Source organism: Alphaproteobacteria bacterium, from assembly GCA_024244705.1.
Classification (GTDB): Bacteria; Pseudomonadota; Alphaproteobacteria; order JAAEOK01; family JAAEOK01; genus JAAEOK01.
On sequence record JAAEOK010000073.1, the window covers coordinates 124,261 to 147,334 of the forward strand.

Consider the following 23,074-nt stretch of genomic DNA (forward strand, 5'->3'; position numbering starts at 1 on the left):
GTTCGGCGGGCTGGTCGCGGTCGATGCTCTGAGTTTCTCGATCGAGCGCGGCGAGATCCGCAGCCTGATCGGACCGGCGCCTTTCTGCGCGCCGACACGGCAGCGATCGAAAAGAACCTTGAGGAAACCTTCACGCGCTTTCCCCAGCTCCGCGAGCGGCGCAGGCAACGGGCCAGGACGATGTCGCGCGGCGAGCAGCAGATGCTGGCGATCGGGCGGGCTCTGATGGCCGATCCGCGCCTGCTGTCGCTCGGCGCGCCGTCGACGGGACTGGCGCCGGTCATCGTCCAGGAAATCGCTCATATCATCGGCGAGATCAGCGCTCACGGCGTGCCCGTGGTCCTGGTCGAACAGAATGCGGAGTTGGCGCTGCAACTCGCCGATCATGCCCATGTCCTCGAAATCGGCCGCTTGGCGCTGGAAGGGCCGGCCGCGGAATTGAATGAGAACGACCATGTCCGAAAAGCCTACCTCGGCGGGTAATGATTTCGACTATGCCGCGGCTCGCGCCGCCGGATGGTCGACGGCCGACATCGAGTGGGAAACCAAGTCCGAGCAGGCGGCCCAACTCGCCGTTGACGGCAATATCGAGGCGGCGGCACCGCTGTGGCGCGAGACGCTCCTGGTAGCGCGCGATTCGTTCGAGAATCCCGATCCCCGCATCGGCACCAGCCTGGCCAACGCGGCCTTCGCACTGCGTCACGAGGGCAGCGAGGCCGCCGCCGCCCTATTCTCCGAAGCACGGCGGGTGTGGGACGCGAGCGGCCTTTGGGTTGTCGGCATGAAGGTCGATTTTCGGGCCCGCAGCTCGCTGTTCCACCTGCGCATGGAAGCACTCCATCGCGATCAATACGAGGCAACGATCCGCGAACGGCATGGGCGCTTCGCCGCCGAGGCGCGTCAGGCGGTGCGCGCACTCGCCGAGGGCGGTGACCCGCCGGCGCGCGGGCTCGCCCGCTGGCGCGGCGAGAAGTCGCCGATTTTCGGCGACAGCCGTAAATTGCTGGCGGCCTGTCTGTTGCTGGTTTCTCGGTCTTAGATCGTATTCAAATTTCGCGGCACCGGCCCATTTATTTCTTGGCCAACACGATATGGGTTCCCTGGGGAATGGCCATCCCCTCGGCATTGCGATAGGCCGCGAGGGCGTCGCCGATCTCGGCGATCATCCTCTCCCGCGCAGGCTCCTCGAGCGCGGTGATGTCGGGGCCGACCGGGGTGCTGGCGAGGAAACCGGGAATTGATTCCGCCGGCGGAAGCATGCGTCGGGTCAGGACCGCCGCGGTGATGTCGATGTCTCGGAATCCGGCGGCCGCGACAAGCGCCCGCAGCGTGGCGGCATCGCCGAGAACGAAGGGTGCGCCGATCCGGGTCGCCGCCTCAACGCCGATATGGTGCCGTAGGCCGTCGGCGGCAGCAGTGGCGCACGGACTGTGATCGATCGACCGCCAGACGCAAAGCGCGAGCCACCCGCCCGGGCACAAGACGCGATACATCTCCGCCAGCGCCGCCGCCTTGTCGGGGAAGAACTGAAGACCCTGCTGGCACAACGCGACGTCGCACGCGGACTCCGGCATCGGGAGTGCGGCGACGTCGCCCCGGTGCCACTCGATCGGAGCGGCGCCCTCCGGCGAATGGCGGCGCGCGACCTCGAGCATGCCTTCGTTGAGGTCGATACCGACGACGCGACCCTCGGGCCCGACGATGGAAGCGGCGAGGCGCGCCACGATCCCGGTGCCGCAGGCGAGGTCGAGCACGCGTTGGCCGGGACCCAAGGGAACATGGGCGAGGAAAATCTTGGCCAGCGGCGCGAAGACGCTTGGCACCTGATAGCGCTCGTAGCTCTCCGCCCCGGCATCCGTTAGCTGCCATCGTTCCGGTTGGTTCATCTATGTTTGTCCCGTGTTCCGCTTGGCTCGTTCATCGCGATATCCGGAGCGCTATGTGTTCAGATTAGCATCGCCAGCGGGACGACGGCCACCATGGCCAGCGCCGTGGTGATGTTGATTGCCCGCGTCGCCCGGACGCCCAGCGCTTCAGGCTATCGCCGGCGTAAAGCCAGGCCAGGTCGACCGGGAATGAAATGCCGGTGAAAACGACCGCCTTGACCAGCGCTTCAAGGGCCGGGTTCTCGGGGTAGAACGCGAACCCGGTAAAAAGGTGGTCATCACCGCGTAGGCTTTAGGATTGACGGTCTGCAGCGCGATTCCGTTCGAAGATTTCAGCGGACGGCTGGCGGCCACGATCGCGACATCGGTGCGGGTGGTTGCGATCCGGTAAGCAATATAGAGCAAATAGACGACGGCGTGGCCGAGCAGCACTGTCCGCAGCGGCGAGTATGGCAACAGGAATGCCGCCAATCCCGTCACCAACGCCGCCTCGACCAAGAGCGAGCCGACACCGGCGGTGGTCAGAACACCGGGACCCGGCGTAATCAGCAGGAAGAAGGCAAAGAGCGGCTCGAAACTGCCGGCGGGTTCCGCCGACGACCCAGAGTTGTTCGCCATTCTGGTTCAGTCTGCTGTGGCGTTGCACGAGCGGACCTGTGCCGAAGCCAGGCAACGATTCGCACGGGAAGAGGATTGCAGGCGAATTTGTACTGGGCCAATCAGGACCAAAGCGTGCCAAGTGAGCCCTCTGGCCGCAATACATAGAGCCCTATCTATGAACTCGGAGCCATTCTGACGGAGCGGTTTTGGCCGCCGGGCAGGGGCGAGGAGCGACGACATGCCGAAGCATATCGAGCGACGAGCGACGCCCCCGGCGGTCAAAAGCGCCCGTCCCGTAGGGTTTCCATCTGGCGGCCGACCACGGCGTCGGCAAGCTTGCCCGATGCTTCGGCATCGCGCTACGCGCGCTTCCTTGCGGGCCGGCGCGCCGGATGCGAAACAGAATTGACTCTGAGTTCATAGTAAGGGCTCTGGTGTCGCGACCATCGGCTACGCGAATTCGGCCACCAAATCGACCGGCGAAACCAGGTCCGTCACCCAGGAATAGAGGCACAGCAACGGCTCGTTCGCGGTTCTCATCGCATGCGCGACACCGCTGTCGTGAAGGATAAAGGTGCCGGGCTTGCGGATCGTCCACGCCTCGTCGCCGCGCCGCCAAGCCGCCGATCCGGCAATCACATAATAGACCTCGACCGCGGTGTGGGCATGGGGCGGGTAGTAGATATTCGGGCCCTGGAGCGAGAGCCCGAAAAAGGTCCGGTCGCTTGTCAGCAAGCCGAAGCGGCCGCGCGACTCCGGTGCCATGATCGCGGTGAAGGCGTATTCGCCCTGAAACGGCTCGAGCGACGGATCATGGCCATAGAAACCGTAGGTATCGTGCCACCTTAATTGATCGGCAAGCGCGTCGATGGCCGCCGCCAAATCCCCTGCCCCCGCAAGCCGGGCCTCGGCGAGCGCCGTTCCGAGGTGACGATCGGTGGCCGGCAGGCGACGCGGCTCAAGCGCCGTCGGTGTGCCGCCCATATCGATCGCGGCGATAATGCGCGGCAGATAGGCGCTCGCCTCGCCGCCGCGCCGGATGCCGTCGGCACAGATCTTTCTTATCTCGCGCAGAAGCAAATCGACCACGGCGCTCCAACCGGTCACCGCCTAGAGCGGCATGGCGTACGACGCCCTGGCCAATCGCCCTACCGGCGCCCCGCAATCCGACTGTCGGCAACCGGGAGACCGCGCCATCGGGACCGTGATCTCGCGCAGCAATTTGGCCCTCATCGCGACCGCGAAATCCTCGAAGGTGCCGACGGTTAGCACGAAGGACGCCGCGCCGCCCGCGACATAGCGTTCGAAATAGGTCCCCAGTGCGGTGTCGCCATCGAGAACCGCCAAACCATTGACGACAATGCCCGCCGCGACAATCTGGTCGCGAACCTCGGCGGGGGAACGGCCCGAATTGTTGCGGCCATCCCCCGATACATCGATGACCCGGCGCCGGCCGGAAAATCCGTTGCCGCCGAATTGCTCGGAAGCGAAGGTCAGTGCACGGCTGAGCCCGGTACCATTACCGACGAATAACCGTCTACCGGCCTCGACTTCGCGGGCAAACGATTCCGCCGACGCCCCATCGTGGATATGAGTCCAATCCACCGCAACACGTTGCTGCAAGCCGACACCCCACTGCACCACGGTAACGGCAATGCCGTTCACCCCGGCGTCCCGTATCGCGGCAATCACCGCGCGGTCCCGAAAGGCATGGGCGACGCCCTGCAGCTGCAGGGCGTACTCGCGATCGTCGACGCTGACCGAGGTATCGATCGCCAGTACGAGCTCGAGCTCGACCGGCCGAATGTCGCCGCCCAGTGCTGAAACCGGCATGTGAAACAGCGCCGGCGCACAAACCAGGAAGGCCGTGACGCGCTTGACTCGCGCTGTAGACAAGACCATGGCGCCGCCCGTTGCAGGTCTTTTCGTCAACTTTCCACCGGACACCGAGCGCCGCTAAACCCCAGAGAAAACCCGCCGGTTTCTCCGCTGCGCGGTGACGCTCCGGATACGGCAATCCCAGCATACGCCAATCTTAACAGGCGGCACCACAATGACCTGCGCCGGCGCATGCGATGTGCGGTCGGGTCCGAAATGCCTAATCGGGCGTCGACGGGACGTGCATCTCGAAGCCCTATAGCCGCGTCGTCCGCTCGAGAAATCCGCGATCGACGAAATCCTCGATCGTCTTGCCTGCCTCGGGAACAAAGGTGTCGTCGAGAATATCGAGATTCTCCATGCGATCCAATCTGAAGGATCGGAAGTCGAGACGCAGCTCGCACCATGACGCGAGCAACCAGACTGGACCGTAAAACGCCAGTCCCAGGGGGCGGACGCTGCGTTCGGTTGGATTGTCGTCGGCGTCGTGGTAGTGGAAATGAACCTTCCGCCGGTGACGCACCGCCAGTCGAAGCGCGCCCGGATCGACGGTCACCGGTTCCATGAAGTGATCGGCCGGCGCCAGCAGGGCGGTCTCGGCCATATGCCGGCGCAGCCGTTCCGGGACCACCGATTCGACCTTGGCGATGACGTTGCCGGCGGCCTTGGCCAATTCGGGATCGGACCACGATTCCACGATCCGGACGCCGAGAACAAGCGCTTCTATTTCCTGTTCGTTAAACATGATCGGCGGCAGATCGTACCCTTCACGCAATATGTAACCGACGCCGGCCTCGCCTTCGATCGGCACCCCGCTCGCCATCAGATCGCTGACATCGCGATAGATGGTCCGCTCCGAGACTTCCAATCGCTCGGCCAGATCCTGGGCCCGCGCCAATTTGCGGCGACGCAGGATCTGGATGATCTCGAACAAGCGGTCGGCGCGGCGCATGGCGATCCTTTCGAGACCGGCAGCTGAATCGAGGCCTCCTGACGCTATGTGTCATCAGAAAGCAGGCTAGCAGAGACCTCCTGACAGCATGGTGTCAGGAGGCTTTGGGTAGGATAGCGGCCAACTCGGGATCCAGCCAGCCGGTCGCGCACGAATACGACAGGCCAATTCAACGGGCGGCCCGGCACACCAAAGGAGAAAGACTATGGGTATCACCTTGTTTGTCCGGATGTGGAGAACCTTCCTGCACTGGCGCAATCGGCGGCTCGCCATACGGCAACTCATGGAGCTCGACGCAAGACTGCTCAAGGACATCGGAATCGAACGCGGCCAGATCGAAACCGCAATCGATGGCCTGGCTGGAGCCGGCGATACCGTTCGCGGTTCGGCACCCAACAGCAATGGCGCCTCGATCAGGTCCGGCCGGCCGAACGCGGTACCGGCGCAAACCTGTGAGGCCTGAATTCTAGCTTTGAATACCTAGGGCGTGATCGGCTCACGTCGCAACGAAGTGAGCCGTGAATCACGCCCCAACGTTATGAGTGAGAGCAAGATCGTTTCAAATCGATTCGATCTGAAACGATCTTGCTCTCGGCGATTCGGCCGGGGGGTTCGCGACTTTCCCTGGGTCGCACCTCCGGCCGGCTTTTTCTCACACGCCAGTGACCACATCGCGGATCGCCGTAGTTCGGCGATGGACGGCCCTTCGGTTGCCTCGGCGCCCGGAAGCGACTAATGAGTCCTCTGTCATAGATCCAACGGGATGCTCATGGTGCAACGGGTTTTGGCCGTCGTCGCGGCGGTTTTCGTCTTCACGTTGCCGGCAGTCGGCGCCTTAGCCGACTATTCGACGCCGGTGGTCGGCAAGCAACACATGGTGGTGAGCGCGCATGCGCTGGCCAGCAAGGTCGGTGCCGGTATTCTCGATCAGGGCGGCAACGCCATCGATGCCGCGGTCGCCACGGCCTATGCCCTGGCCGTGGTTTACCCGTGCTGTGGAAACCTGGGCGGCGGTGGATTCATGACCATCCACCTGGCCGAGGACGGGCGCGACCTCACCATCAATTTCCGTGAAACGGCGCCCCGCGCCGCGACCAAGGACATGTACTTGGATGAGGCCGGTAAGGTTCAGTACAGTCTGCTTAAGCACAGCTATCTGGGCGTCGGCGTGCCGGGCACCGTGCGTGGGCTCGATACCGCGCTCACCCGCTACGGTACCATGGACCGCGGGCAGGTCATGGCGCCCGCCATCGATCTGGCCGAAAACGGCTTCGAACTCACCCTCGACGACACCAATATCCTCGTCCTCGGGACCGAGATTTTCCGCGCTCAACCGAACGTCGCCCGCATCTTCCTCAAGGACGGCGCGCCCTTCCGCCCCGGCGACCGTCTTGTCCAGGCCGATCTGGCACAAACCCTGAAGCGGATCGCCGAAAACGGCCCCGACGCGTTCTATGACGGACCGATTGCGGCGGCCATCGTCGAGGCCAGTGCGGCCGATGGTGGCATTCTCAGCCTTGAGGATTTTGCCGGCTATCGGGTGTCGGAGCCGGATCCGGTGCGCTGCAATTATCGCGGTTACGAAGTGCTGTCGATGGCCCCGCCGTCCTCCGGCGGGGTGACGATCTGTCTTATCCTGAATATCCTCGAGGGATATCCGCTCGAGAGGCTCGGCTTCAACTCGGCCGCAAATGCCCATTTCATGGTCGAGGCGATGCGCCGCGCCTACGTCAATCGCAACATGCTGCTTGGCGATCCGGACTTCGTCGCCAATCCGATCGAAGAACTGCTGGCCAAGAGCTACGCCGCCAGGCTGCGCCAAACCATCGGCCTGTCCAAGGCGACGCCGATCGATGACATCGAACACGATTCGGCGCTCGGCGAGGGCGCGCACACGACACATCTATCGGTCATCGACGGGGCCGGCAATGCGGTCGCTTTGACCACGACGAACAACAGCTATTTCGGATCCGGGCGAATCGCCGGAAGCACCGGGTTCTTCCTCAACGACGAGATGGCCGATTTCACGGCCAAGCCGGGCGTCGCCAACATGTTCGGGCTGGTCCAAGGGGATCAGAACGCGATCGAACCGGGCAAGCAGCCGCTGAGCTCGATGAGCCCGACGCTGGTCAAGAAGGACGGCGAGGTGTTTCTCGTCCTCGGTAGCCCCGGCGGCGGCCGCATCATTACCATCGTCGTTCAAGGAATCGTCAATGTCATCGATTTCAAGATGAACATCGCCGAGGCGGTCAACGCGCCGCGAATCCATAACCAGTGGCTGCCCGATACCGTGTTCCATGAACCACGTGCCTTTACCCGCGACACGGCCAGACTGCTCGAACACAAAGGCTATGAGCTTAAGGAACAAAGGCCCTGGGGGGCGCTCGAAGCGATCATGAAAGTGCCCGAGGAGGGCCTACCCCATGGGCCAAAGATGGAAGGCTATGGGGATTCCGTGCACGGCAGCTTCTTGCTGCCCGGGTTTCTCTATGGAGCAAACGACCAACGCCGGCCGCGCGGTTTGGCAATCGGGCGGTAATCGACGGCCGGGACCGGTGCTTTCCGGCCAATCCGACCCAGCCGCGCTCAATCCAATCCGGTCGATCGGCCGAATGCACGATTATTGGGTTCAGTAGGGCGTGCAGTCCGACGGGCCGGCCGCGCACATTCCGGCGACGGTACTGTGCACCTTGCAGCTGGAAAGCGCGTTGGCGAGGGCGACGCGCTTGTTCATGTCGTGCCAGCTGAATACCTGATCGGCGCCGGCGTCGCTTTCGGCGGATGCGGTACAGACCCAGCCGCCATCGGCGTCTTCCGAGTTCCCGGAGCAACCGAAGACGAGCGGCAAAGTCAAGATGGCGGCGGCGAGAATCCTGTTCATTGGCGCGCTCCTCGGTTCGGCGATTCGGTATCGGGTGCCTTTCATTCTATCACGTTCGACTTCGCCTTCTACGGCCTAGCCGCTTTATGAAACCGTCGGATCGGACTAATCTGGAGTGGCGGCGGCACGACCGTCGAAGCCTGAACGGAATTCGAGGGTGACGATGCTCATTTTTCGACAGCTCTTCGATCCCCAATCGTCGACCTATACTTATCTCCTCGCCGATGCCGGCAGCGGCGAAGCGGTGCTCATCGACCCGGTATTCGAGCAAGCCCGCCGCGACGGAGCGCTGATCAACGAACTCGGGCTCAATCTCCTCTATACGCTCGAAACCCACGTCCACGCAGACCACGTCACCGGCGGCTGGATGCTCGGCCAGCGGCTCGGCAGCAAGATCGCGCTCTCCGAGGCGTCGGAGGCCGACGGCGCGGACCGGTATCTGCACGACGGCGACAGGGTCGAGTTCGGCAAGCGGTATTTGACGGTCCGCGCGACGCCCGGACATACCTATGGCTGTGTCACCTACGTTCTGGACGATGAACAACGGGCGTTCACCGGCGATTGCCTATTGATTCGCGGCTGCGGCCGTACGGATTTTCAGCAGGGCAGTGCTCAGAACCTGTATCGATCGGTCCACCAGCAGATTTTCACCCTGCCCGATTCCTGCCTGCTCTACCCGGGCCACGATTATCGTGGCATCACCGTCACCTCGGTGGGCGAGGAAAAACATTACAATCCGCGGCTCGGCGGCGATCTCAGCGTAAGCGATTTCGCCGGATACATGGATAATTTGGGCCTGCCACATCCAAAGAAAATCGATATCGCGGTGCCTGCCAATATGCGCTGCGGCCGGCCCGAGCGCAGCGAACCCTTGGAGCCGGAGCCGACCTGGGCGCCGCTCGCCTTCACGTTCGCCGGGATCTGGGAGATCCGGGGGCCGTGGGTCGAAGAGCATGCTGCCGACATACAGATTCTCGACGTGCGCGAACCGGACGAATTCGAAGGTCCGCTCGGACATATCAAGGGCGCGCGCCTGGTCCCGCTTGGCCAACTGGCGGAGCAAACGGATCAGCTGGCGCGGGACAAGCCGGTGGTGGCTGTGTGCCGGGCGGGCGGACGCTCGGCCCAGGCCACGGTCATCCTGCAGCGGGCCGGATTCGGCGATGTCGCCAACCTGGCCGGCGGCATGCTGCGGTGGCGCGCCCAGGGGTTGCCGGTGGTCGGCGGCGCGGACTGAGTCGCCGGCGCGATTTTTTCCACAATTGCCGCACCCGATCCGCAATTCGCCATATCCATAGACGGCCCTTCATTGTATGAATGGGCGGTCGAGTGTCGTAAGCGAATTCGCTTCCCATTCCGACCATTCGTCAGAGCAAGATATTTGCCTCAGAGCGTGGCACGGCCTCCGCCAAACGATCATGGCGACGGCTTGAAAATTCCGCCGCGGGTCGTGACGCCAGGGCATTTGGACGATCCCCAAATCGTCACCGGGGACGGTCCGAATGCAAGAGGATGAGGGCCGAAGGGCACACATTAACCATGGCGCAGCAAACCGTTAGAGTCGCAAGCTTTGACCTTTCTCCCGGCCAAAAGGTCGGCGGCAAGTATCGGGTCGAGGACTTCCTCGGCGGCGGGCTCGAGGGCGAGGTCTACCGTGTAACAGAGCTTCAAACCGGCATCCGACGGGCGGCGAAATTATTCTATCCGCAGGAAAATCGCAGCAACCGGGCGGCGCGCACCTATGCCAGAAGGCTTGACCGATTGCGGGACTGCCCAATCGTCATTCAGTATCATCATGCCGAGCGCGTAACGGTCGAAGACGTGCCGGTGACATGCTTGATCAGTGAATTCGTCGATGGAATCCTACTGTCCGATTTCATTGCCGCCCATCGCGGCAAGCGCCTTCCGCCATTCAAGGCCCTGCACCTGCTCTACGCTGTCGTGCGCGGCGTCGAACAGATTCACGTCCGGCACGAATATCATGGCGATCTGCATTCCGCGAATATCCTGATTCGCCCGCGCGGCATCTTCTTCGACGCCAAGCTGGTCGATTTCTATAACCAGGGAACGACGAACGCGTCCCATCGGCGCGGCGACGTGGTCGACCTGGTCCACCTCCTCCATGAGATGACCGGTGGGCGGCGGCACTACGCACGCCAACCGGTAGCGATCAAGGCGATCTGTCGCGGGTTGCGGCGGGACCTTATCAAGAAAGCGTTTCCCACGGCGACCCACCTGCGCCGCCATCTCGAGACGACGGCAGAACTCGCGACGGTATAGGTTCCGCTGATCGACCGACCGTCGCGCACAATTTTGGCGGCGACGGCGGCACACCGGCGACCGCCTGATTTTTGACACGGCCCCGTTCGCCGCCGTGGTCCCCTTGCCGGTTCGCTTGGCGGGGCCTTGTTCCATCGCCTGACTGGGACCCGTGGCAGCTTCATTTGCAGCGGCGCCAGAACCTTATCGCCAATTTCTAAGAAGCGGTGAAAGCGGCGGCGCAACGCTTCCGGCGCCTTCCGGGCCACCGGCCGGGGTTCCGGTCCGACTTGCATTCCGTCGGTTTTGCCGCCATCCTGATCGTTGTTTTCATTGCATATTCCGGCCTGTTCGAATCGATCTCTTCGGACGCCGGTGGCGGGATTTGCGGGGAAGTTTGGTTTCGTAATGTGAGAAATCGCATAGCCCGGACCGAGCTTTCGAGGGACCCTGAATTCACGAACCCGATCTTCGGCGCGGCGAAGATCGCCAGGGAAGCCGGTGAGCCGATAGATTAATCGCTGGGGTCAAAAGGAGTGAGTGGCGTGTTACGCACGGACACTAAGATCCTTTTGGTCGAAGCGGACCAACGGAGCCGCGATAAACTCGGGACCGTTCTCGACAAAGGCCAATTCATTTTCGTCGCCGTCGGTCGCAAGTCGGAAATCTTGTCGGCCGTGAGCAAAGGAAATCCCCGGCTGGTCATCGTCGGCTCGACCGATCGGCGGGACGGAAATCCGATTTCGCTGTGCCGCGAATTGCGGGAATGCGATCCCGAACTCCCGATCATCATCGTCAATGCCGACGGCACGACGGAGAACGCGGTGGCGGCCTTACGAGCCGGCGTAACGGACTATTTTCTGCGTCCCCTAACGCGCGACCAGTTTCTGGCCAGCGTAGGACGCCTGCTCACCGACCAAATGCGCAAGCGCTCGGCAGACCCCAAACGCCGCGCACCGGTCATGCCCCATACCCCGCTCGTCGGCGGCAGCGCGACGATCCGCGCAATCCGCCGCTACCTCGTCCGCGTCGCGGCGACCGATATTACCGTCCTGATCACCGGTGAAACCGGAACCGGCAAGGACAGGGTCGCCCAGCTCATCCACCGTCACAGCAGCCGCCGGAAAAGGCCGTTTGTTTCGATCAATTGCGCCGCCGTTCCCGACAGCCTACTCGAGAGCGAACTGTTTGGTTTCGAGAAGGGTGCGTTTACCGGTGCCGATTCGCGATTCGCCGGAAAATTGATCCTCGCCGAAGGGGGAACCGTACTGCTCGATGAAATCGGTGAAATGAGTCTCGGCGCGCAGGCGAAGATCCTGCGCGTGATCGAAGACAAGGAAGTCACCGGATTGAGGTCTTCAACGAGCCGCCAGTTGGACGTGCGCTTTATCACCGCAACCAATCAGGACCTTGAATCGGCGGTCGCGGACGGTCGTTTTCGCAAGGACCTGTACTATCGATTGAACGCCGCGCGGATCGAGCTGCCATCCCTGGCCGACAACCGCGCGGATATTGGTGCGCTGATCGACTACTACCTCAATGAACTTCGCGCCAAGTACGATCGTGAAAGCGTCGGGATTTCACCGGCGGCACGCGATCACCTCACCGCGCGCGAATGGCCGGGCAATGTCCGCCAGCTCAAGAATACGCTGGAGACGGCCATCGCCACCTGCGCGACCGGTGAGATCACCGAGGCCGATCTGCAGCCTTGTCTCGGTCGACGGGACCGTCCGCCGGCGAAAGGCTCGCCGTGCGCTGACGACCGCCGCGAGCTGCTGCGCACCCTCTCGGCGAGTCGGTGGAACAAGACCGAGGCGGCCAAACGCTTGAACTGCTCGCGCATGACGATCTACCGAAAGATGGCCAAATACGGCATCGAAACGGATGCCGAAGGCAGCGGACCGCTCCGCGACTAATCTCGTCCCGATCGTGTAACAACTGTATCGATGTTGCGTCACATGAGACGTAACCCTGTGGCGCCGCGCCGCGCCGGCGCCGACCGGGCCGGCCCATCAGCACCGCATTTCCGCCACGCTCCTCCCGATCGTCGCCGAACCCACGCTTGGCATGAGTCTTGCTCGTATCCCCGGCAGGGCCACCACAGCGGCCGCGGAAATCGAACCCAGGGGAGAAGCCCGTTGCAGGAAATGGTCAAACTGTCGGTCAGCGCCACCGTTTCGGGCGGTCCGGAAATATCCGCGTCGCGTGCAATCGCCGTCGACGCCTACGATTCGATCAAGGTCGTTGTCGACGCGGCTGTCGCAGACTTGGAGGTCGAGGTCCAGCCGGGTGGCTCCGGCCAGGTCAAGTTTATCTCGATCACCTCCACCGTCTACGGCAGCGACCTGACCTACAGGGTCAACAACGCGGCCGGCGCGCCGGTGGCGCTCGATGCCCCGCAGGTTTTTGGCGGCGAAGGCGCGGTCGGCCTTCTCGATCCGGCACCGGCAAGCCTCTTCTTTTCGAATTCGATGGATCGGGACGCCACCGTACAGATCTTCGTCGGGCGAGACGCCACGCCGTCGCCCTGATGCTCGCTTTGCACACAGCGTCCGGCGGCGCGCCGGGACGCGGCACTAGAAAGGAATCCAAATGGCTGTAAATCCGACCTATCCAGGCGTCTACATCCAGGAACTGCCAAGCGGCGTCCGCACCATCGTGGGTGTTTCGACGTCTGTCGCCGCGTTCGTCGATTCGTTCGCGCGCGGTCCCCTCAACCGAGCTCTCCAAATCTTCAATTTCGGCGATTTCCAGCGCGAATTCGGTGGTCTTCGCGGCGACAGCGAAGCCAGCTACGGGATCCGCCAATTCTTCCTCAACGGCGGCTCGAACGCCCACGTCGTAAGGGTCGCATCGGGCGCCTTCGCCGCCGCATCGACGGTGCTGCAGGATGACGCCGCCAACGACGTGCTCGAGGTCTTTGCCGGCCGCCGGATCAAGCAGGAATCCGTCGAAGACCCCGGCGCTTGGGGCAACAATCTGCGCGTCGATGTCGATTACGCGACCACCGATCCGGCGACCCTGTTCAATCTGACGGTGAGCGAGATCGAGGTACAAAACGGCGCCGGCACCGTGGTGACCAGCGAGTCCTATCGCAACCTGACGATGACCGCGGGCGCCGCCAATAACGCGGTCGAGGTTGTCAACGAAGCTTCGAAGCTCATCCAGCTTCGCCGCGACGCCGCCTGGCCATTCAACCGGCCGGCGCAGACCGGGACTTGGGGGGCGGATGCGACCGGCGCCGAAGCGGCCTTGGTCAACGCCGACACTTTCGACATCGGCGGCATCGCCACCGCCGAGATCGTTCTTGCCGGAACGCCGGCGAACCTGCAGGAAGTACGGACTATCGTGCAATCCGCGATCCGGGCGGCCGGGGCCGCGCTGTCGCCGCCCAACCCTCTATTGACCGGAGCCACGGTTCAGCTCATCGGCACCCAGTTCCGGGTCCTCGCCGGCCGTTCGGGGGCCGGTTTCGATCCGGCCACCCTGCTCACCTTCACCGACAATACGGGAACACCGGCAACCGATTTGGGATTGGCCGGCGCCTTCGCCAACGTCCAGCAATATGCCCTCGGCGACACCACCGCGGTGGCGGCACAGAATGCCGGCACCGAAGGCAATGACGGCGACCTGCCCGGCGGCACCGATTTGCGCGGCATCCGCGATCCCGACAAGTCGGGGATCTATGCGCTCGAGGACGTCGATATCTTCAATATCCTGTGTATGCCGCGAGCCGCCGATTTGAGCGCCACCGCCATGACCGACGTGGTCAGCGAGGCCCAGGCCTATTGCATGGAGCGGCGGGCCTTCATGATCGTCGATCTGCCGGCCGACATCGACACCCTCCAGGAGGCACGGGACTGGCTGGACGACAATGCCGGCCTCCGGCACCGCAATGCCGCCGCCTATTTCCCGCGGCCGTTGGTGCCCGATCCCCTCAACGACTTCCGGCTGCGACCGATCGGAGCCAGCGGCACGATGGCCGGCCAATATGCCAGGAGCGATAGCGAACGCGGGGTGTGGAAGGCGCCGGCCGGAATCGAGGCCGCGCTGCGCGGGGTTCCGGACCTTGCCTACAAGCTCACCGATCCGGAACACGGCCAGCTGAATCCGCTGGGCCTCAACGGGCTGCGCAATTTCGATGTCTTCGGCAACGTTTCCTGGGGTGCCCGGACCTTGGTCGGAGCCGACGTCCTCGCCTCGGAGTGGAAGTACGTGCCGATACGGCGGCTGGCCCTGTTCCTCGAGGAGTCGCTGTTCCGCGGCACCCAATGGGTCGTCTTCGAGCCCAACGACGAGCCCCTGTGGGCGCAGATTCGCCTGAATGTCGGCGCCTTCATGCACAACCTGTTCCGCCAGGGCGCGTTCCAGGGCAGCACACCGCGCGAGGCCTACCTCGTCAAATGCGACAGCGAGACGACCACCCAAAACGATATCGATCTGGGGATCGTCAACATCCTGGTCGGGTTCGCCCCGTTGAAGCCCGCCGAGTTCGTCATCATCCAAATCCAGCAGCTTGCCGGACAGATCGAGACGTAAGGAGAACCAAATGGCCCAATTCAGCGTCAATGCAGACCGGTTCGACCCCTACAAGAATTTCAAGTTCCGCCTCAAATGGGACGGGAAATATGTCGCCGGGCTGAGCAAAGTCAGCGCCCTCAAACGCACGACCGAGGTCGTCGAGCATCGCGAGGGCGGCGACCCCAGCAGCGTGCGCCGGTCGCCGGGTCAAACCAAGTATGAGGCCATAACTCTGGAACGCGGCGTCACCCACGACACCGAGTTCGAGAAATGGGCCAATAAGGTGTGGAACTTCGGTTCCGGGCTCGGCGCCGAGGTATCGCTCAAGGACTTCCGCAAGGACATTATTCTGGAGGTCTACAACGAAGCCGGACAGCTCGCCATCGCCTACAAGGTGTTCCGCTGCTGGGCGTCGGAATACCAGGCGATGCCGGAGCTGGACGCCAGCGCCAACGCGGTCGCGATCCAGACTCTCAAGCTGGAGAACGAGGGCTGGGAGCGCGACCTCGAGGTCGCCGAGCCGAACGAGCCGACGTTCACCGAGCCGGCCTGACGATGCCGGCTCCGCGGCAGCACCCGGCGCGGCCACCGGCGGCGCTTTCGGCCAACCAGATTCTCGATATTTGGGAGGAAGGGCGGCGTCAGCACCCGATCGATCGGGCGATTACCTTGATCGCCGCGGCCGGGCCGGAGGAACCCCGGCGTTCGCTCGAAACGCTGCCGATCGGCGAACGCGATCGCCGGCTGCTCGAGCTGCGCCGGCGCGTCTTCGGCGATCGCCTGTCGGGCCAAGCGGCTTGTCCCGATTGCGCCGAGCGCCTCGAATTCTCGGTCGACGCAGACGATTTCCCGGGTGCCGTGGAAACCGCGGACGCTCGCGGTGAGTTGCGGACGGACGGCTACGTGATCGCCTTTCGCGCGCCCGACAGCCGCGACCTCGTCAATGCCGCAGCGGCCGGAACCGTGGCCGAGGCGCGCCGCGCGCTGCTCGAATGCTGCGTGGTGGAAGCGCGACACAAACGGAAGGCGGTCACCGCCGCGGCGCTTCCCGAATGGGTGGTCGTCCAATTGGCGGAAGCGATCGCCAGTCGCGACCCGCTGGCCGAGATCCTGATCGATCTGACCTGTCCCGCCTGCGGCCTGAGATGGCCGTTGCATTTCGACATCGCCGACTTTTTCTGGGATGAGATCTCGACTTGGGTCCGGCATCTCCTGACCGACGTCCACACCCTGGCCTCGGCCTATGGCTGGTCGGAAGCGGATATCCTCTCGATGTCGGCCACGCGACGCGGACTCTATCGCGGGCTTCTCGGCGCATGACCGATTTCTTGACCAGGGCCGCGGCCCGCGCGGTCGGCGTGACGGAACGGGTCAGACCCGTCGGACCGGCGCGTTTCGATCCGGCCATGCCGGTCGAGGAAGAGAACACCGAAGAAAGCGCGACCTCGACTCGGGAGCACGGACCCGACCGGTCCATGGGCAAAGAGGTCGCTCCGCCCCACCACCGAGTCGAAGCGGAACACAACGGCGAGGTCGTCCCATCTGAGGTCGCGATGGCGCCGCCTACGACCACGTCGACCGAGGGGCCGCCACCATTGCTTCCCGACCGGACCGTCGTCCCGATCGCGGTTGAGAACGGGCCGGGTGAGGAGCCCGAACCGGCGGTGGCGGCGAAAGCCCAACCGGCAATCGAAGCGGTACCCCAATCGCGAGGTGGAGAATTACCGGGAATCGCCGACGTTGACCCGATCACGCCCGCCGCCGATGCTCGGCCGAACAGGTCCGACGCGGCCCGCGAGGTCGAGCGGGTAGTGGTGCCACGTCCCGAATCCATCGAGACCGACCGGACGATCACGGCGACCGCGATTCTGCCTGTGGTGACACCCGAGATCGAGAAGCCGGCGCACGACGGGCGGCCGACGGAAACCGTCGACCGGTCTCAGCCGCCGGCCCGGGAGACGGCCGCGCCGCCCGCAATCCGGGTCACCATCGGAACCATCGAAGTCCGCGCCTCACGCCCGGCGGCACCCCAGCCGATACGTCGCGCGGCGCGGCACGAGCCGGTACTGTCGCTCGAGGACTATGCCGAGCGGCGTCGGGGCGGGTCATGAGCAACGCGCTGGCCATCGCCGCCGTCACGGCGGTGCTGCGCGACCTGCTCAATAACGGGCTGATCGACCACAACGTCACCGGCGCCGTCGACGGCAACGTGACCGTCAGCACGCTGCCGCCGGACCGCATCCCGTCGTCGGGCGAGGACAGCGCGACCCAGCTCAATCTTTTCATGCACCAGGTGACACCCAATATCGGCTGGCGCAATGTGTGCCTGCCGTCGCGGGACGGCCGCGGCGACCGCCTCAGCAACCCGCCCCTGGCGCTCGACCTCCACTATCTGCTGACCGCCTACGGGGTCGAGGATCTCCACGCCGAGATCCTGCTCGGCTATGCGATGCAGTTGCTCCATGAGACGCCGGTGTTGAGCCGGGGCGCAATTACTCAGGCGCTGGTGCCGAGCCCGGTCAACGGGACCATCCTGCCGCCGGCCTTCGCCGCGCTCGCCGCCGCCGATCTCGCCGACCAGGTCGAGCAGATCAAAATCACGCCGGAAGCGCTCAACATCGAGGAGATGTCGAAGCTGTGGGCGGCCTTTCAGGCCAATTACCGACCGACCGCCGCCTATGCGGTTTCGGTCGTGCTGATCGAGGCCAACCGGGCGACCCGTGCGCCTTTGCCGGTGCTAACGCGCGGGCCGGGCAACCAGGGTGTCATCGCCCAGGCCAGTCTGACGCCGCCGTTTCCGACGATCGATGCGATCACCCCGCCCGACCGCCGGCCGAGCGCCGAACTCGGCGACCTGCTGACCATGACCGGGCACCACCTCGACGGGGCCAATCTCACGGTGCGCTTCGAGAGCCCGCGGCTCGCCGCTGCCATCGAATTGGCGCCCGAACCGGGTGCGACTTCGACACAGGTCACCGTTACCCTGCCCGATGCCCCGGCCGACCCTAGCGCGCCGGCCGATTGGGCGGCCGGGCTCTACGCGGTTTCGATCAGCGTCGAGCGGCCGAGCGAGAGCTTCGCCAGAACGACAAACGAGGTGCCGCTACAGATCGCGCCGCGTATGGACATGGCTTCGGTCAACGCGGTCCGCGATGCCGGCACCGGCGCCGTAACCGTGACCTTCGATGCCAGCCCCGAGCTGCGGCCCAACCAAACGGCGTCGCTGCTCCTGGGCGCGCTCGAAACCCCTGTCGAGCCACACCCGGTCCAGACCGGGACCCTGTCCTTCGTCATCGCCGACATCGATGCCGGCACCTATTGGGCTCGGTTGCGGATCGACGGTGTCAGCAGTGTGTTGATCGACCGTACCGCCTTGCCGCCGGTGTTCGACCCGTCCCAACAGATCGTGGTGCCGGCATGACCGCGGGTGCCGACCGCCAGGCCTGGACCGAGGCCAACAAACAATACCTGCTGGCGGCGTTGGCCGTGGTCAGGGAGCGGATTGCCGCCCACGACGGCGTCGAAACCGGACAACCAGTCCCCACCCCATCCGACCTCGACGCCGCGCGCGCCGCCATGGCCGCGCCGCCCGCCCTGGACCGCTTGTGCGAAATATTCTCCCTCTCCGCCTTCGAGCGCGAAATCCTTCTGTTGTGCGCCGGCTTCGAGCTCGATCTCTTTTTCGGATCGGACGGGCCGGCGCTCAAGCCCGATACCGTGCCCACGTTCGGCCTCGCCCTGGCGACGCTGTCGGAGCCGCATTGGAGCGCGCTGTCGCCGGCGAGCCCCCTGCGCCGCTGGTCGCTCATCGAGATCGCTCGCGGCCCGTCGCTGGCCACCGGCCCGCTTTCCATCGACGAGCGTATTCTGAACTACCTCGTCGGCCTGTCCCATCTCGATGGCCGAGTCCAAACGCTTGTCACCGCCTGCGATTGGTCGACCGACCTGGCGAACTCCCATCGCCCGATCGCGGATCATGCCTGCCAATGTCTGAGGCGATCGCAGGGTATGGAATCAACGTGGCCGGTGATACGCCTATGCGGTCACGACCGCACCGGTCAACGCGCGATTGCCGCGGCTGCCTGCGGCGCGCTTGGGTTCAAGCTCTATCGACTGAGTGCCACCGACATTCCGCGCGCCGCCGGCGACAGATCGGTCTTGGCGCGGTTGTGGGATCGCGATGCCGTACTGGGCGGAGGCGCGCTATTCGTCGAATGCGACGACGAAGACGACGGCAGCGACACCCGCCGCACCCTGTCGTCCTTCATCGACCGTCTTCAGGGCATTGTCATTGTCGAGTCGCAGCGCGCGCTACCGGCCCTCGCCCGCCCTTCGGTGCGTATCGATGTCGACAAACCGAGCCGCGCCGAACAGCGCGCGATCTGGGTGTCCGCGCTCGGCAGGGACGGCCGAAAACTGAACGGTCAAATCGAAGATCTCGTCGATCATTTCGATCTCGGTGCGGAGGAAATCCGGTCGGCTAGCATGGCCGCGCTTTCCGGTTTCAACGGTACCCGCCAGGAAAATATCGATGGCGGCGATTTGGGATCGACGCTGTGGGCCGCATGCCGGGTCCAGGCACGCCCACCGCTCGATGACGTCGCTCAACGGATCGAGCCCAGGGCCGACTGGGGCGATCTCGTGCTGCCGGAGCCACAGTTGCAAGTGCTACGCGACATCGTCAGGCACGTTCGCGGGCGGGCAAAGGTCTATAGCGACTGGGGCTTCGCCGAGAAGAGCGCCCGCGGCCTTGGCATCGGCGCCCTGTTCACAGGCGACAGTGGCACCGGCAAGACCATGGCGGCGGAGGTGCTGGCCAACGACCTCGCCCTCGATCTCTACCGCATCGACCTGTCACAGGTCGTCAGCAAGTATATCGGCGAAACCGAAAAAAACCTGAAGCGGGTCTTCGACGCCGCCGAGGGCGGCGGCGCCATCCTGCTGTTCGACGAAGCGGACGCGATCTTCGGCAAACGCAGCGACGTCAAAGACAGCCATGACCGCTTCGCCAATATCGAGATCAGCTACCTGCTGCAACGGGTCGAGGTCTACCGCGGCCTCGCCATCCTGACGACGAATATGAAAAACGCGCTCGACAGCGCTTTCATGCGGCGGCTTCGCTTCGTCGTCCGGTTTCCGTTTCCCGACGCCGCCCAGCGCGCCGAGATCTGGCGCCGCACTTTTCCGTCCGCGACGCCGATCGAGGATCTCGACGTCGCGCGCCTCGGCCGCATGAACCTGGCCGGCGGCAATATCCGCAACATCGCGCTCAATGCCGCTTTCCTGGCCGCCGACCAGGACTTGCCGGTGACCATGGATCACGTCCTGCAGGCCGCGCGCAGCGAGTACGCCAAACTCGACAAGCCGACAACCGAGGCCGAATTGGGAGGCGACCGATGACGATCGACGTCAGCATCGAGCGCCTCGTCCTCGACGGCCTTTCGCGGCGCGACGGTAAGCAAATCGTGACCGCGATCGAGCGGCAGCTGCAGCACCTCGTCGCCACCCGGGGACTGCCGCCGACACCCGACAGAGAAATCACCGCCAGACACATCGATGCCGGGACCGTCGCCGCGGCCGGGACCGGGGAGGCTCGTCACATCGGCGATCGGCTCGCCCATGCGATCTATCGGGGGGCCGGCGGATGAAGGAGCACTGCGCGATACCGATGGAAGCGCAGGACGTGATCGAAGCGCCGGGCCAGCCGCTGCCCCAATCCGCCCACGAATCGTTCGGCCGCCGGTTCGGCGCGGCCGGGCCAGCGCTCGACGGCAACGGCGACGATCCCGGACGTTGGCGATCCCCGACCTTCGCCGCCGAGCCGGGCGACCGCTACGAGCGGCAGGCGGACATCGCCGCCGATCGTGTGCTTTCGCAGGGTGAGGCAATGGGCACGGACCCGCCCCCGGCGTACCGAAGCCACGATTTCGGCAAGGTCCGTATTCACGCCGACTCGCGGGCGGCGGCATCGGCCAGCGCGCTTGGGGCTCAGGCCTATACTGCGGGAAACCATATCGTTTTCGGCAGCGGTCGCTATGCGCCGGACAGCCGAACCGGGCAAGGCTTGTTGGCCCACGAGTTGGCCCATGTCGTACAGCAGAGCGATCCGGCGTTTCCCGGGTCGTTCATTCAACGGCGGCGTGTCGGCCGTAATTTCGGAATTGGCTTGGGTCTGATCGAGGGCAGGTTCACTGACGATGAACTGACCGACTTCCTGGCCGAACTCGAAAAGGGCAGCGTTACGGAGCGAAAATTCGTCCGCGACAACATGGCCCGCGCCATCGCCCGCAAATGGATGGCGGCGGACGCCAAGTTTGAACTGACCCCAAAACAGAAGACGCTCCTGATCGAGGAGATGCTGCGCGGTCCGACCCTGCGCAAGGACGAAGAGGCGATCCTGGACTTGCTCGAGAACAGCGACAATGCCGATCTCCGGATCATGTTCACCGATGGCCTAAAGGTCGAGGACCTGAGAAGCGACATCGACTACAAGAAACGCACGGATAGGTTGGAGGCCTTTTTCGCCACGCGCTTCGTGGGCGGCGCCGACGCCATCCTCAATGGCAAGGTCGAGACGATGGGCGCGCCGGGACCGAACGCGCCCAAATTCGCCTACAATTGGCCAGCCCTGAAGGCCCGCGTCGACGGCCCATACACGGTCGAAGAAATCATCGAAGGCGTCCGAGAGTTCCCGGACGAAGACCAGGAGACCGCCCTTGCCGATCTTGAAAGCTATCGGGTCGACTCCCGCAACCGACTGCTGGAGCTCCGCGATCGTGGTTTCCCGAAAGCGGGTCTCGAACGAGAGCGCAACGCCATCTTCAGGATCGATGCGATCCTGCAGCAATTCTATCTCGAAATCGCGTTGACCGAACTCTCGGTCGACACCAACCAGAAGCTCACGGACATCGATCCGGCGGACAAGCCGGCGGTCAAAGATTCCCTACGGCCACCCGGGAAGAAATCCGGGCTCGGGTTCACCGACCGGGATGAATTCAAGAACAAGCTGCGGGACTTCCTCAATGGCTTGATACAGAGGGACTATGACGCACTTGTCGTCGGCAAAGGCGAGGCCGAGCACGCCGACCCCGACAAGATCTATAGCCTCGACCGGCTGGCCGAGATCGGGGAAGCGGCGTCGGACGAAACCGACAAGGTCTTCGGTCGCTACAAATCCGGCCCACCGTTCAAGGCGAGCAGCGGCGGCTCGCCGCACCCCGGCGACATCCTCGACTATTGGGCCGACGTTCAATCCGATCTGACCGATCCGGACTTCGACGACGATGACAAGGCGGCTTTGGCCCGTGAATTGATCTTCTATTACCTGCAAACGAAGCGCGCGGCCGCGGACATTTTCCGCGACCATCACGCACGGCCCGATTTCGACGACGACGACAACCCGCAAAACGACGAAGCGCGCGCCCTGGTCGAACTGGCCGACGAGTTCACCGACACCGAAGCCGAGGTCACGAAGCTCAACGAGATCGAGCGCGGCTGGCCGGCCGGGGCAGCCGGCGGCGCGATCTTCGTTCAGGTTATCAAACGGGACAGCGCCGCCGAGGACCGGACGTTCCTGTGGTACAATTTCCAGTTCTTCATTCACGAATACCTGCACACGCTCGTCGACGAGAAACGATACGAGCCCTACGCCGACAGCTTCGGCGACAGTTCGACCCAATACAATACGCTGATCGAAGGCGTCGATTCGTTCCTCACCGAAATCGTTTGGGCCAACGCCAAGACTCGTGTCCGCGCCACCGACCTCCGCCAGGCGGTCGAAGGCGACGCCTATGCGGCATTGCCCTTCGAAGAAGAGACCATCCCGCCGATCACCAAGATACGGTATCCGTCCTATAGCCAAGCCGCCCAACTGGTCGAACTTGTCGGCGTACGCAACCTCTACCAGGCGTACTTCTTCGGCGACATCGAACGCATCGGGGCGTGACGATGACGGCCGGCACGCCATCCGCATTACGCCGTCGCCGCTGGCGCTTGAACACCGGCCGTCGGGGGGGTTCGCCGACCACGGTCAAGGTACGGCACGGGGCCCAAGCCGTTCGAGGCGCGGTATGGTGAGGGCGCGACGATCGCGGCGGC

Annotated in this window: 20 protein-coding genes and 2 pseudogenes; 16 read left to right on the forward strand and 6 right to left on the reverse strand. The window is 64.1% G+C overall.

Features of this window, described 5'->3' with window-relative positions; translation table 11 throughout:
• Window positions 1–69 precede the first annotated feature (69 nt).
• Window positions 70–483 (forward strand): annotated as a pseudogene (locus tag GY791_12555) (branched-chain amino acid ABC transporter ATP-binding protein).
• Complete coding sequence (locus tag GY791_12560; protein ID MCP4329257.1) at window positions 455–1,039, forward strand: tetratricopeptide repeat-containing protein; 585 nt, start codon at window positions 455–457, stop codon at window positions 1,037–1,039. The pseudogene GY791_12555 and the gene GY791_12560 overlap by 29 nt, the downstream one beginning before the upstream one ends.
• 31 nt (window positions 1,040–1,070) lie before the next feature.
• Here GY791_12560 and GY791_12565 read toward each other — a convergent pair whose 3' ends face one another.
• The 5 genes and pseudogenes from GY791_12565 to GY791_12585 all read right to left on the reverse strand — a co-directional run bounded on the left by GY791_12565 (window position 1,071) and on the right by GY791_12585 (window position 5,316).
• Window positions 1,071–1,886, reverse strand: a complete 816-nt coding sequence (locus GY791_12565) for a methyltransferase domain-containing protein (GenBank protein ID MCP4329258.1) — start codon at window positions 1,884–1,886, stop codon at window positions 1,071–1,073.
• Window positions 1,887–1,945: 59 nt separating this feature from the next.
• Window positions 1,946–2,504, reverse strand: a pseudogene (locus tag GY791_12570) (LysE family translocator).
• A gap of 432 nt (window positions 2,505–2,936) precedes the next feature.
• Window positions 2,937–3,575, reverse strand: a complete 639-nt coding sequence (locus GY791_12575) for a cupin domain-containing protein (GenBank protein MCP4329259.1) — start codon at window positions 3,573–3,575, stop codon at window positions 2,937–2,939.
• Window positions 3,576–3,596: 21 nt separating this feature from the next.
• Complete coding sequence (locus GY791_12580) at window positions 3,597–4,388, reverse strand: DUF1194 domain-containing protein (GenBank protein MCP4329260.1); 792 nt, start codon at window positions 4,386–4,388, stop codon at window positions 3,597–3,599.
• 232 nt (window positions 4,389–4,620) lie between these two features.
• On the reverse strand, window positions 4,621–5,316 hold the full coding sequence (locus GY791_12585) for a YafY family transcriptional regulator (protein ID MCP4329261.1): 696 nt from the start codon (window positions 5,314–5,316) through the stop codon (window positions 4,621–4,623).
• 229 nt (window positions 5,317–5,545) lie between these two features.
• Here GY791_12585 and GY791_12590 point away from each other — a divergent pair, with 229 nt between their 5' ends.
• Together GY791_12590 and ggt are read left to right on the forward strand one after the other, a co-directional pair.
• Window positions 5,546–5,779, forward strand: a complete 234-nt coding sequence (locus GY791_12590; GenBank protein MCP4329262.1) for a DUF1127 domain-containing protein — start codon at window positions 5,546–5,548, stop codon at window positions 5,777–5,779.
• A 306-nt stretch (window positions 5,780–6,085) separates the two neighbouring features.
• Window positions 6,086–7,855 (forward strand): gamma-glutamyltransferase, encoded by a 1,770-nt coding sequence (gene ggt / locus GY791_12595; GenBank protein MCP4329263.1) that lies wholly within the window; start codon window positions 6,086–6,088, stop codon window positions 7,853–7,855.
• A 90-nt stretch (window positions 7,856–7,945) separates the two neighbouring features.
• Here ggt and GY791_12600 read toward each other — a convergent pair whose 3' ends face one another.
• Window positions 7,946–8,197 carry a hypothetical protein gene (locus GY791_12600; protein ID MCP4329264.1) on the reverse strand — a complete coding sequence of 84 codons (252 nt, stop codon included), beginning with the start codon at window positions 8,195–8,197 and terminating at the stop codon, window positions 7,946–7,948.
• Between the two features lie 163 nt (window positions 8,198–8,360).
• Between GY791_12600 and GY791_12605 the strand changes: the two genes are divergently transcribed.
• From GY791_12605 to GY791_12660, 12 genes are all read left to right on the forward strand, one after another.
• Window positions 8,361–9,434, forward strand: coding sequence for an MBL fold metallo-hydrolase (locus GY791_12605; GenBank protein MCP4329265.1), 1,074 nt, complete (start codon window positions 8,361–8,363; stop codon window positions 9,432–9,434).
• A 302-nt stretch (window positions 9,435–9,736) separates the two neighbouring features.
• Window positions 9,737–10,477, forward strand: coding sequence for a protein kinase family protein (locus tag GY791_12610; GenBank protein ID MCP4329266.1), 741 nt, complete (start codon window positions 9,737–9,739; stop codon window positions 10,475–10,477).
• 524 nt (window positions 10,478–11,001) lie between these two features.
• Window positions 11,002–12,372 (forward strand): sigma-54-dependent Fis family transcriptional regulator, encoded by a 1,371-nt coding sequence (locus GY791_12615; GenBank protein MCP4329267.1) that lies wholly within the window; start codon window positions 11,002–11,004, stop codon window positions 12,370–12,372.
• Between the two features lie 222 nt (window positions 12,373–12,594).
• Window positions 12,595–12,987: a hypothetical protein gene (locus GY791_12620; GenBank protein MCP4329268.1), complete on the forward strand. Its 393-nt coding sequence runs from the start codon at window positions 12,595–12,597 to the stop codon at window positions 12,985–12,987.
• Between the two features lie 61 nt (window positions 12,988–13,048).
• On the forward strand, window positions 13,049–14,995 hold the full coding sequence (locus tag GY791_12625; protein MCP4329269.1) for a hypothetical protein: 1,947 nt from the start codon (window positions 13,049–13,051) through the stop codon (window positions 14,993–14,995).
• 10 nt (window positions 14,996–15,005) lie between these two features.
• Window positions 15,006–15,530 (forward strand): phage tail protein, encoded by a 525-nt coding sequence (locus GY791_12630; GenBank protein ID MCP4329270.1) that lies wholly within the window; start codon window positions 15,006–15,008, stop codon window positions 15,528–15,530.
• Between the two features lie 2 nt (window positions 15,531–15,532).
• Window positions 15,533–16,297, forward strand: coding sequence for a phage baseplate protein (locus GY791_12635; GenBank protein ID MCP4329271.1), 765 nt, complete (start codon window positions 15,533–15,535; stop codon window positions 16,295–16,297).
• Window positions 16,294–17,088, forward strand: coding sequence for a hypothetical protein (locus tag GY791_12640; GenBank protein ID MCP4329272.1), 795 nt, complete (start codon window positions 16,294–16,296; stop codon window positions 17,086–17,088). Before GY791_12635 ends, GY791_12640 begins: the two co-directional genes overlap by 4 nt.
• Window positions 17,085–18,398: a DUF4255 domain-containing protein gene (locus GY791_12645; GenBank protein MCP4329273.1), complete on the forward strand. Its 1,314-nt coding sequence runs from the start codon at window positions 17,085–17,087 to the stop codon at window positions 18,396–18,398. The genes GY791_12640 and GY791_12645 overlap by 4 nt, the downstream gene beginning before the upstream one ends.
• Complete coding sequence (locus tag GY791_12650) at window positions 18,395–20,377, forward strand: ATP-binding protein (protein MCP4329274.1); 1,983 nt, start codon at window positions 18,395–18,397, stop codon at window positions 20,375–20,377. The genes GY791_12645 and GY791_12650 overlap by 4 nt, the downstream gene beginning before the upstream one ends.
• The gene (locus tag GY791_12655) at window positions 20,374–20,625 is read left to right on the forward strand and encodes a hypothetical protein (GenBank protein MCP4329275.1); all 252 of its coding nucleotides are present in this window, start codon (window positions 20,374–20,376) and stop codon (window positions 20,623–20,625) included. Before GY791_12650 ends, GY791_12655 begins: the two co-directional genes overlap by 4 nt.
• Window positions 20,622–22,922, forward strand: coding sequence for a DUF4157 domain-containing protein (locus GY791_12660; GenBank protein MCP4329276.1), 2,301 nt, complete (start codon window positions 20,622–20,624; stop codon window positions 22,920–22,922). Before GY791_12655 ends, GY791_12660 begins: the two co-directional genes overlap by 4 nt.
• The last annotated feature ends 152 nt before the right edge of the window (window positions 22,923–23,074 follow it).

Coding starts and splice junctions, on each gene's coding strand:
- GY791_12635 (MCP4329271.1), top strand. CDS start 15,533: ATGCCGGCTCCGCGGCAGCACCCGGCGCGGCCACCGGCGGCGCTTTCG.
- GY791_12655 (MCP4329275.1), top strand. CDS start 20,374: ATGACGATCGACGTCAGCATCGAGCGCCTCGTCCTCGACGGCCTTTCG.
- GY791_12600 (MCP4329264.1), bottom strand. CDS start 8,197: ATGAACAGGATTCTCGCCGCCGCCATCTTGACTTTGCCGCTCGTCTTC.
- GY791_12660 (MCP4329276.1), top strand. CDS start 20,622: ATGAAGGAGCACTGCGCGATACCGATGGAAGCGCAGGACGTGATCGAA.
- GY791_12590 (MCP4329262.1), top strand. CDS start 5,546: ATGTGGAGAACCTTCCTGCACTGGCGCAATCGGCGGCTCGCCATACGG.
- GY791_12650 (MCP4329274.1), top strand. CDS start 18,395: ATGACCGCGGGTGCCGACCGCCAGGCCTGGACCGAGGCCAACAAACAA.
- GY791_12605 (MCP4329265.1), top strand. CDS start 8,361: ATGCTCATTTTTCGACAGCTCTTCGATCCCCAATCGTCGACCTATACT.
- GY791_12565 (MCP4329258.1), bottom strand. CDS start 1,886: ATGAACCAACCGGAACGATGGCAGCTAACGGATGCCGGGGCGGAGAGC.
- GY791_12625 (MCP4329269.1), top strand. CDS start 13,049: ATGGCTGTAAATCCGACCTATCCAGGCGTCTACATCCAGGAACTGCCA.
- ggt (MCP4329263.1), top strand. CDS start 6,086: ATGGTGCAACGGGTTTTGGCCGTCGTCGCGGCGGTTTTCGTCTTCACG.
- GY791_12640 (MCP4329272.1), top strand. CDS start 16,294: ATGACCGATTTCTTGACCAGGGCCGCGGCCCGCGCGGTCGGCGTGACG.
- GY791_12580 (MCP4329260.1), bottom strand. CDS start 4,388: ATGGTCTTGTCTACAGCGCGAGTCAAGCGCGTCACGGCCTTCCTGGTT.
- GY791_12560 (MCP4329257.1), top strand. CDS start 455: ATGTCCGAAAAGCCTACCTCGGCGGGTAATGATTTCGACTATGCCGCG.
- GY791_12610 (MCP4329266.1), top strand. CDS start 9,737: ATGGCGCAGCAAACCGTTAGAGTCGCAAGCTTTGACCTTTCTCCCGGC.
- GY791_12585 (MCP4329261.1), bottom strand. CDS start 5,316: ATGCGCCGCGCCGACCGCTTGTTCGAGATCATCCAGATCCTGCGTCGC.
- GY791_12645 (MCP4329273.1), top strand. CDS start 17,085: ATGAGCAACGCGCTGGCCATCGCCGCCGTCACGGCGGTGCTGCGCGAC.
- GY791_12630 (MCP4329270.1), top strand. CDS start 15,006: ATGGCCCAATTCAGCGTCAATGCAGACCGGTTCGACCCCTACAAGAAT.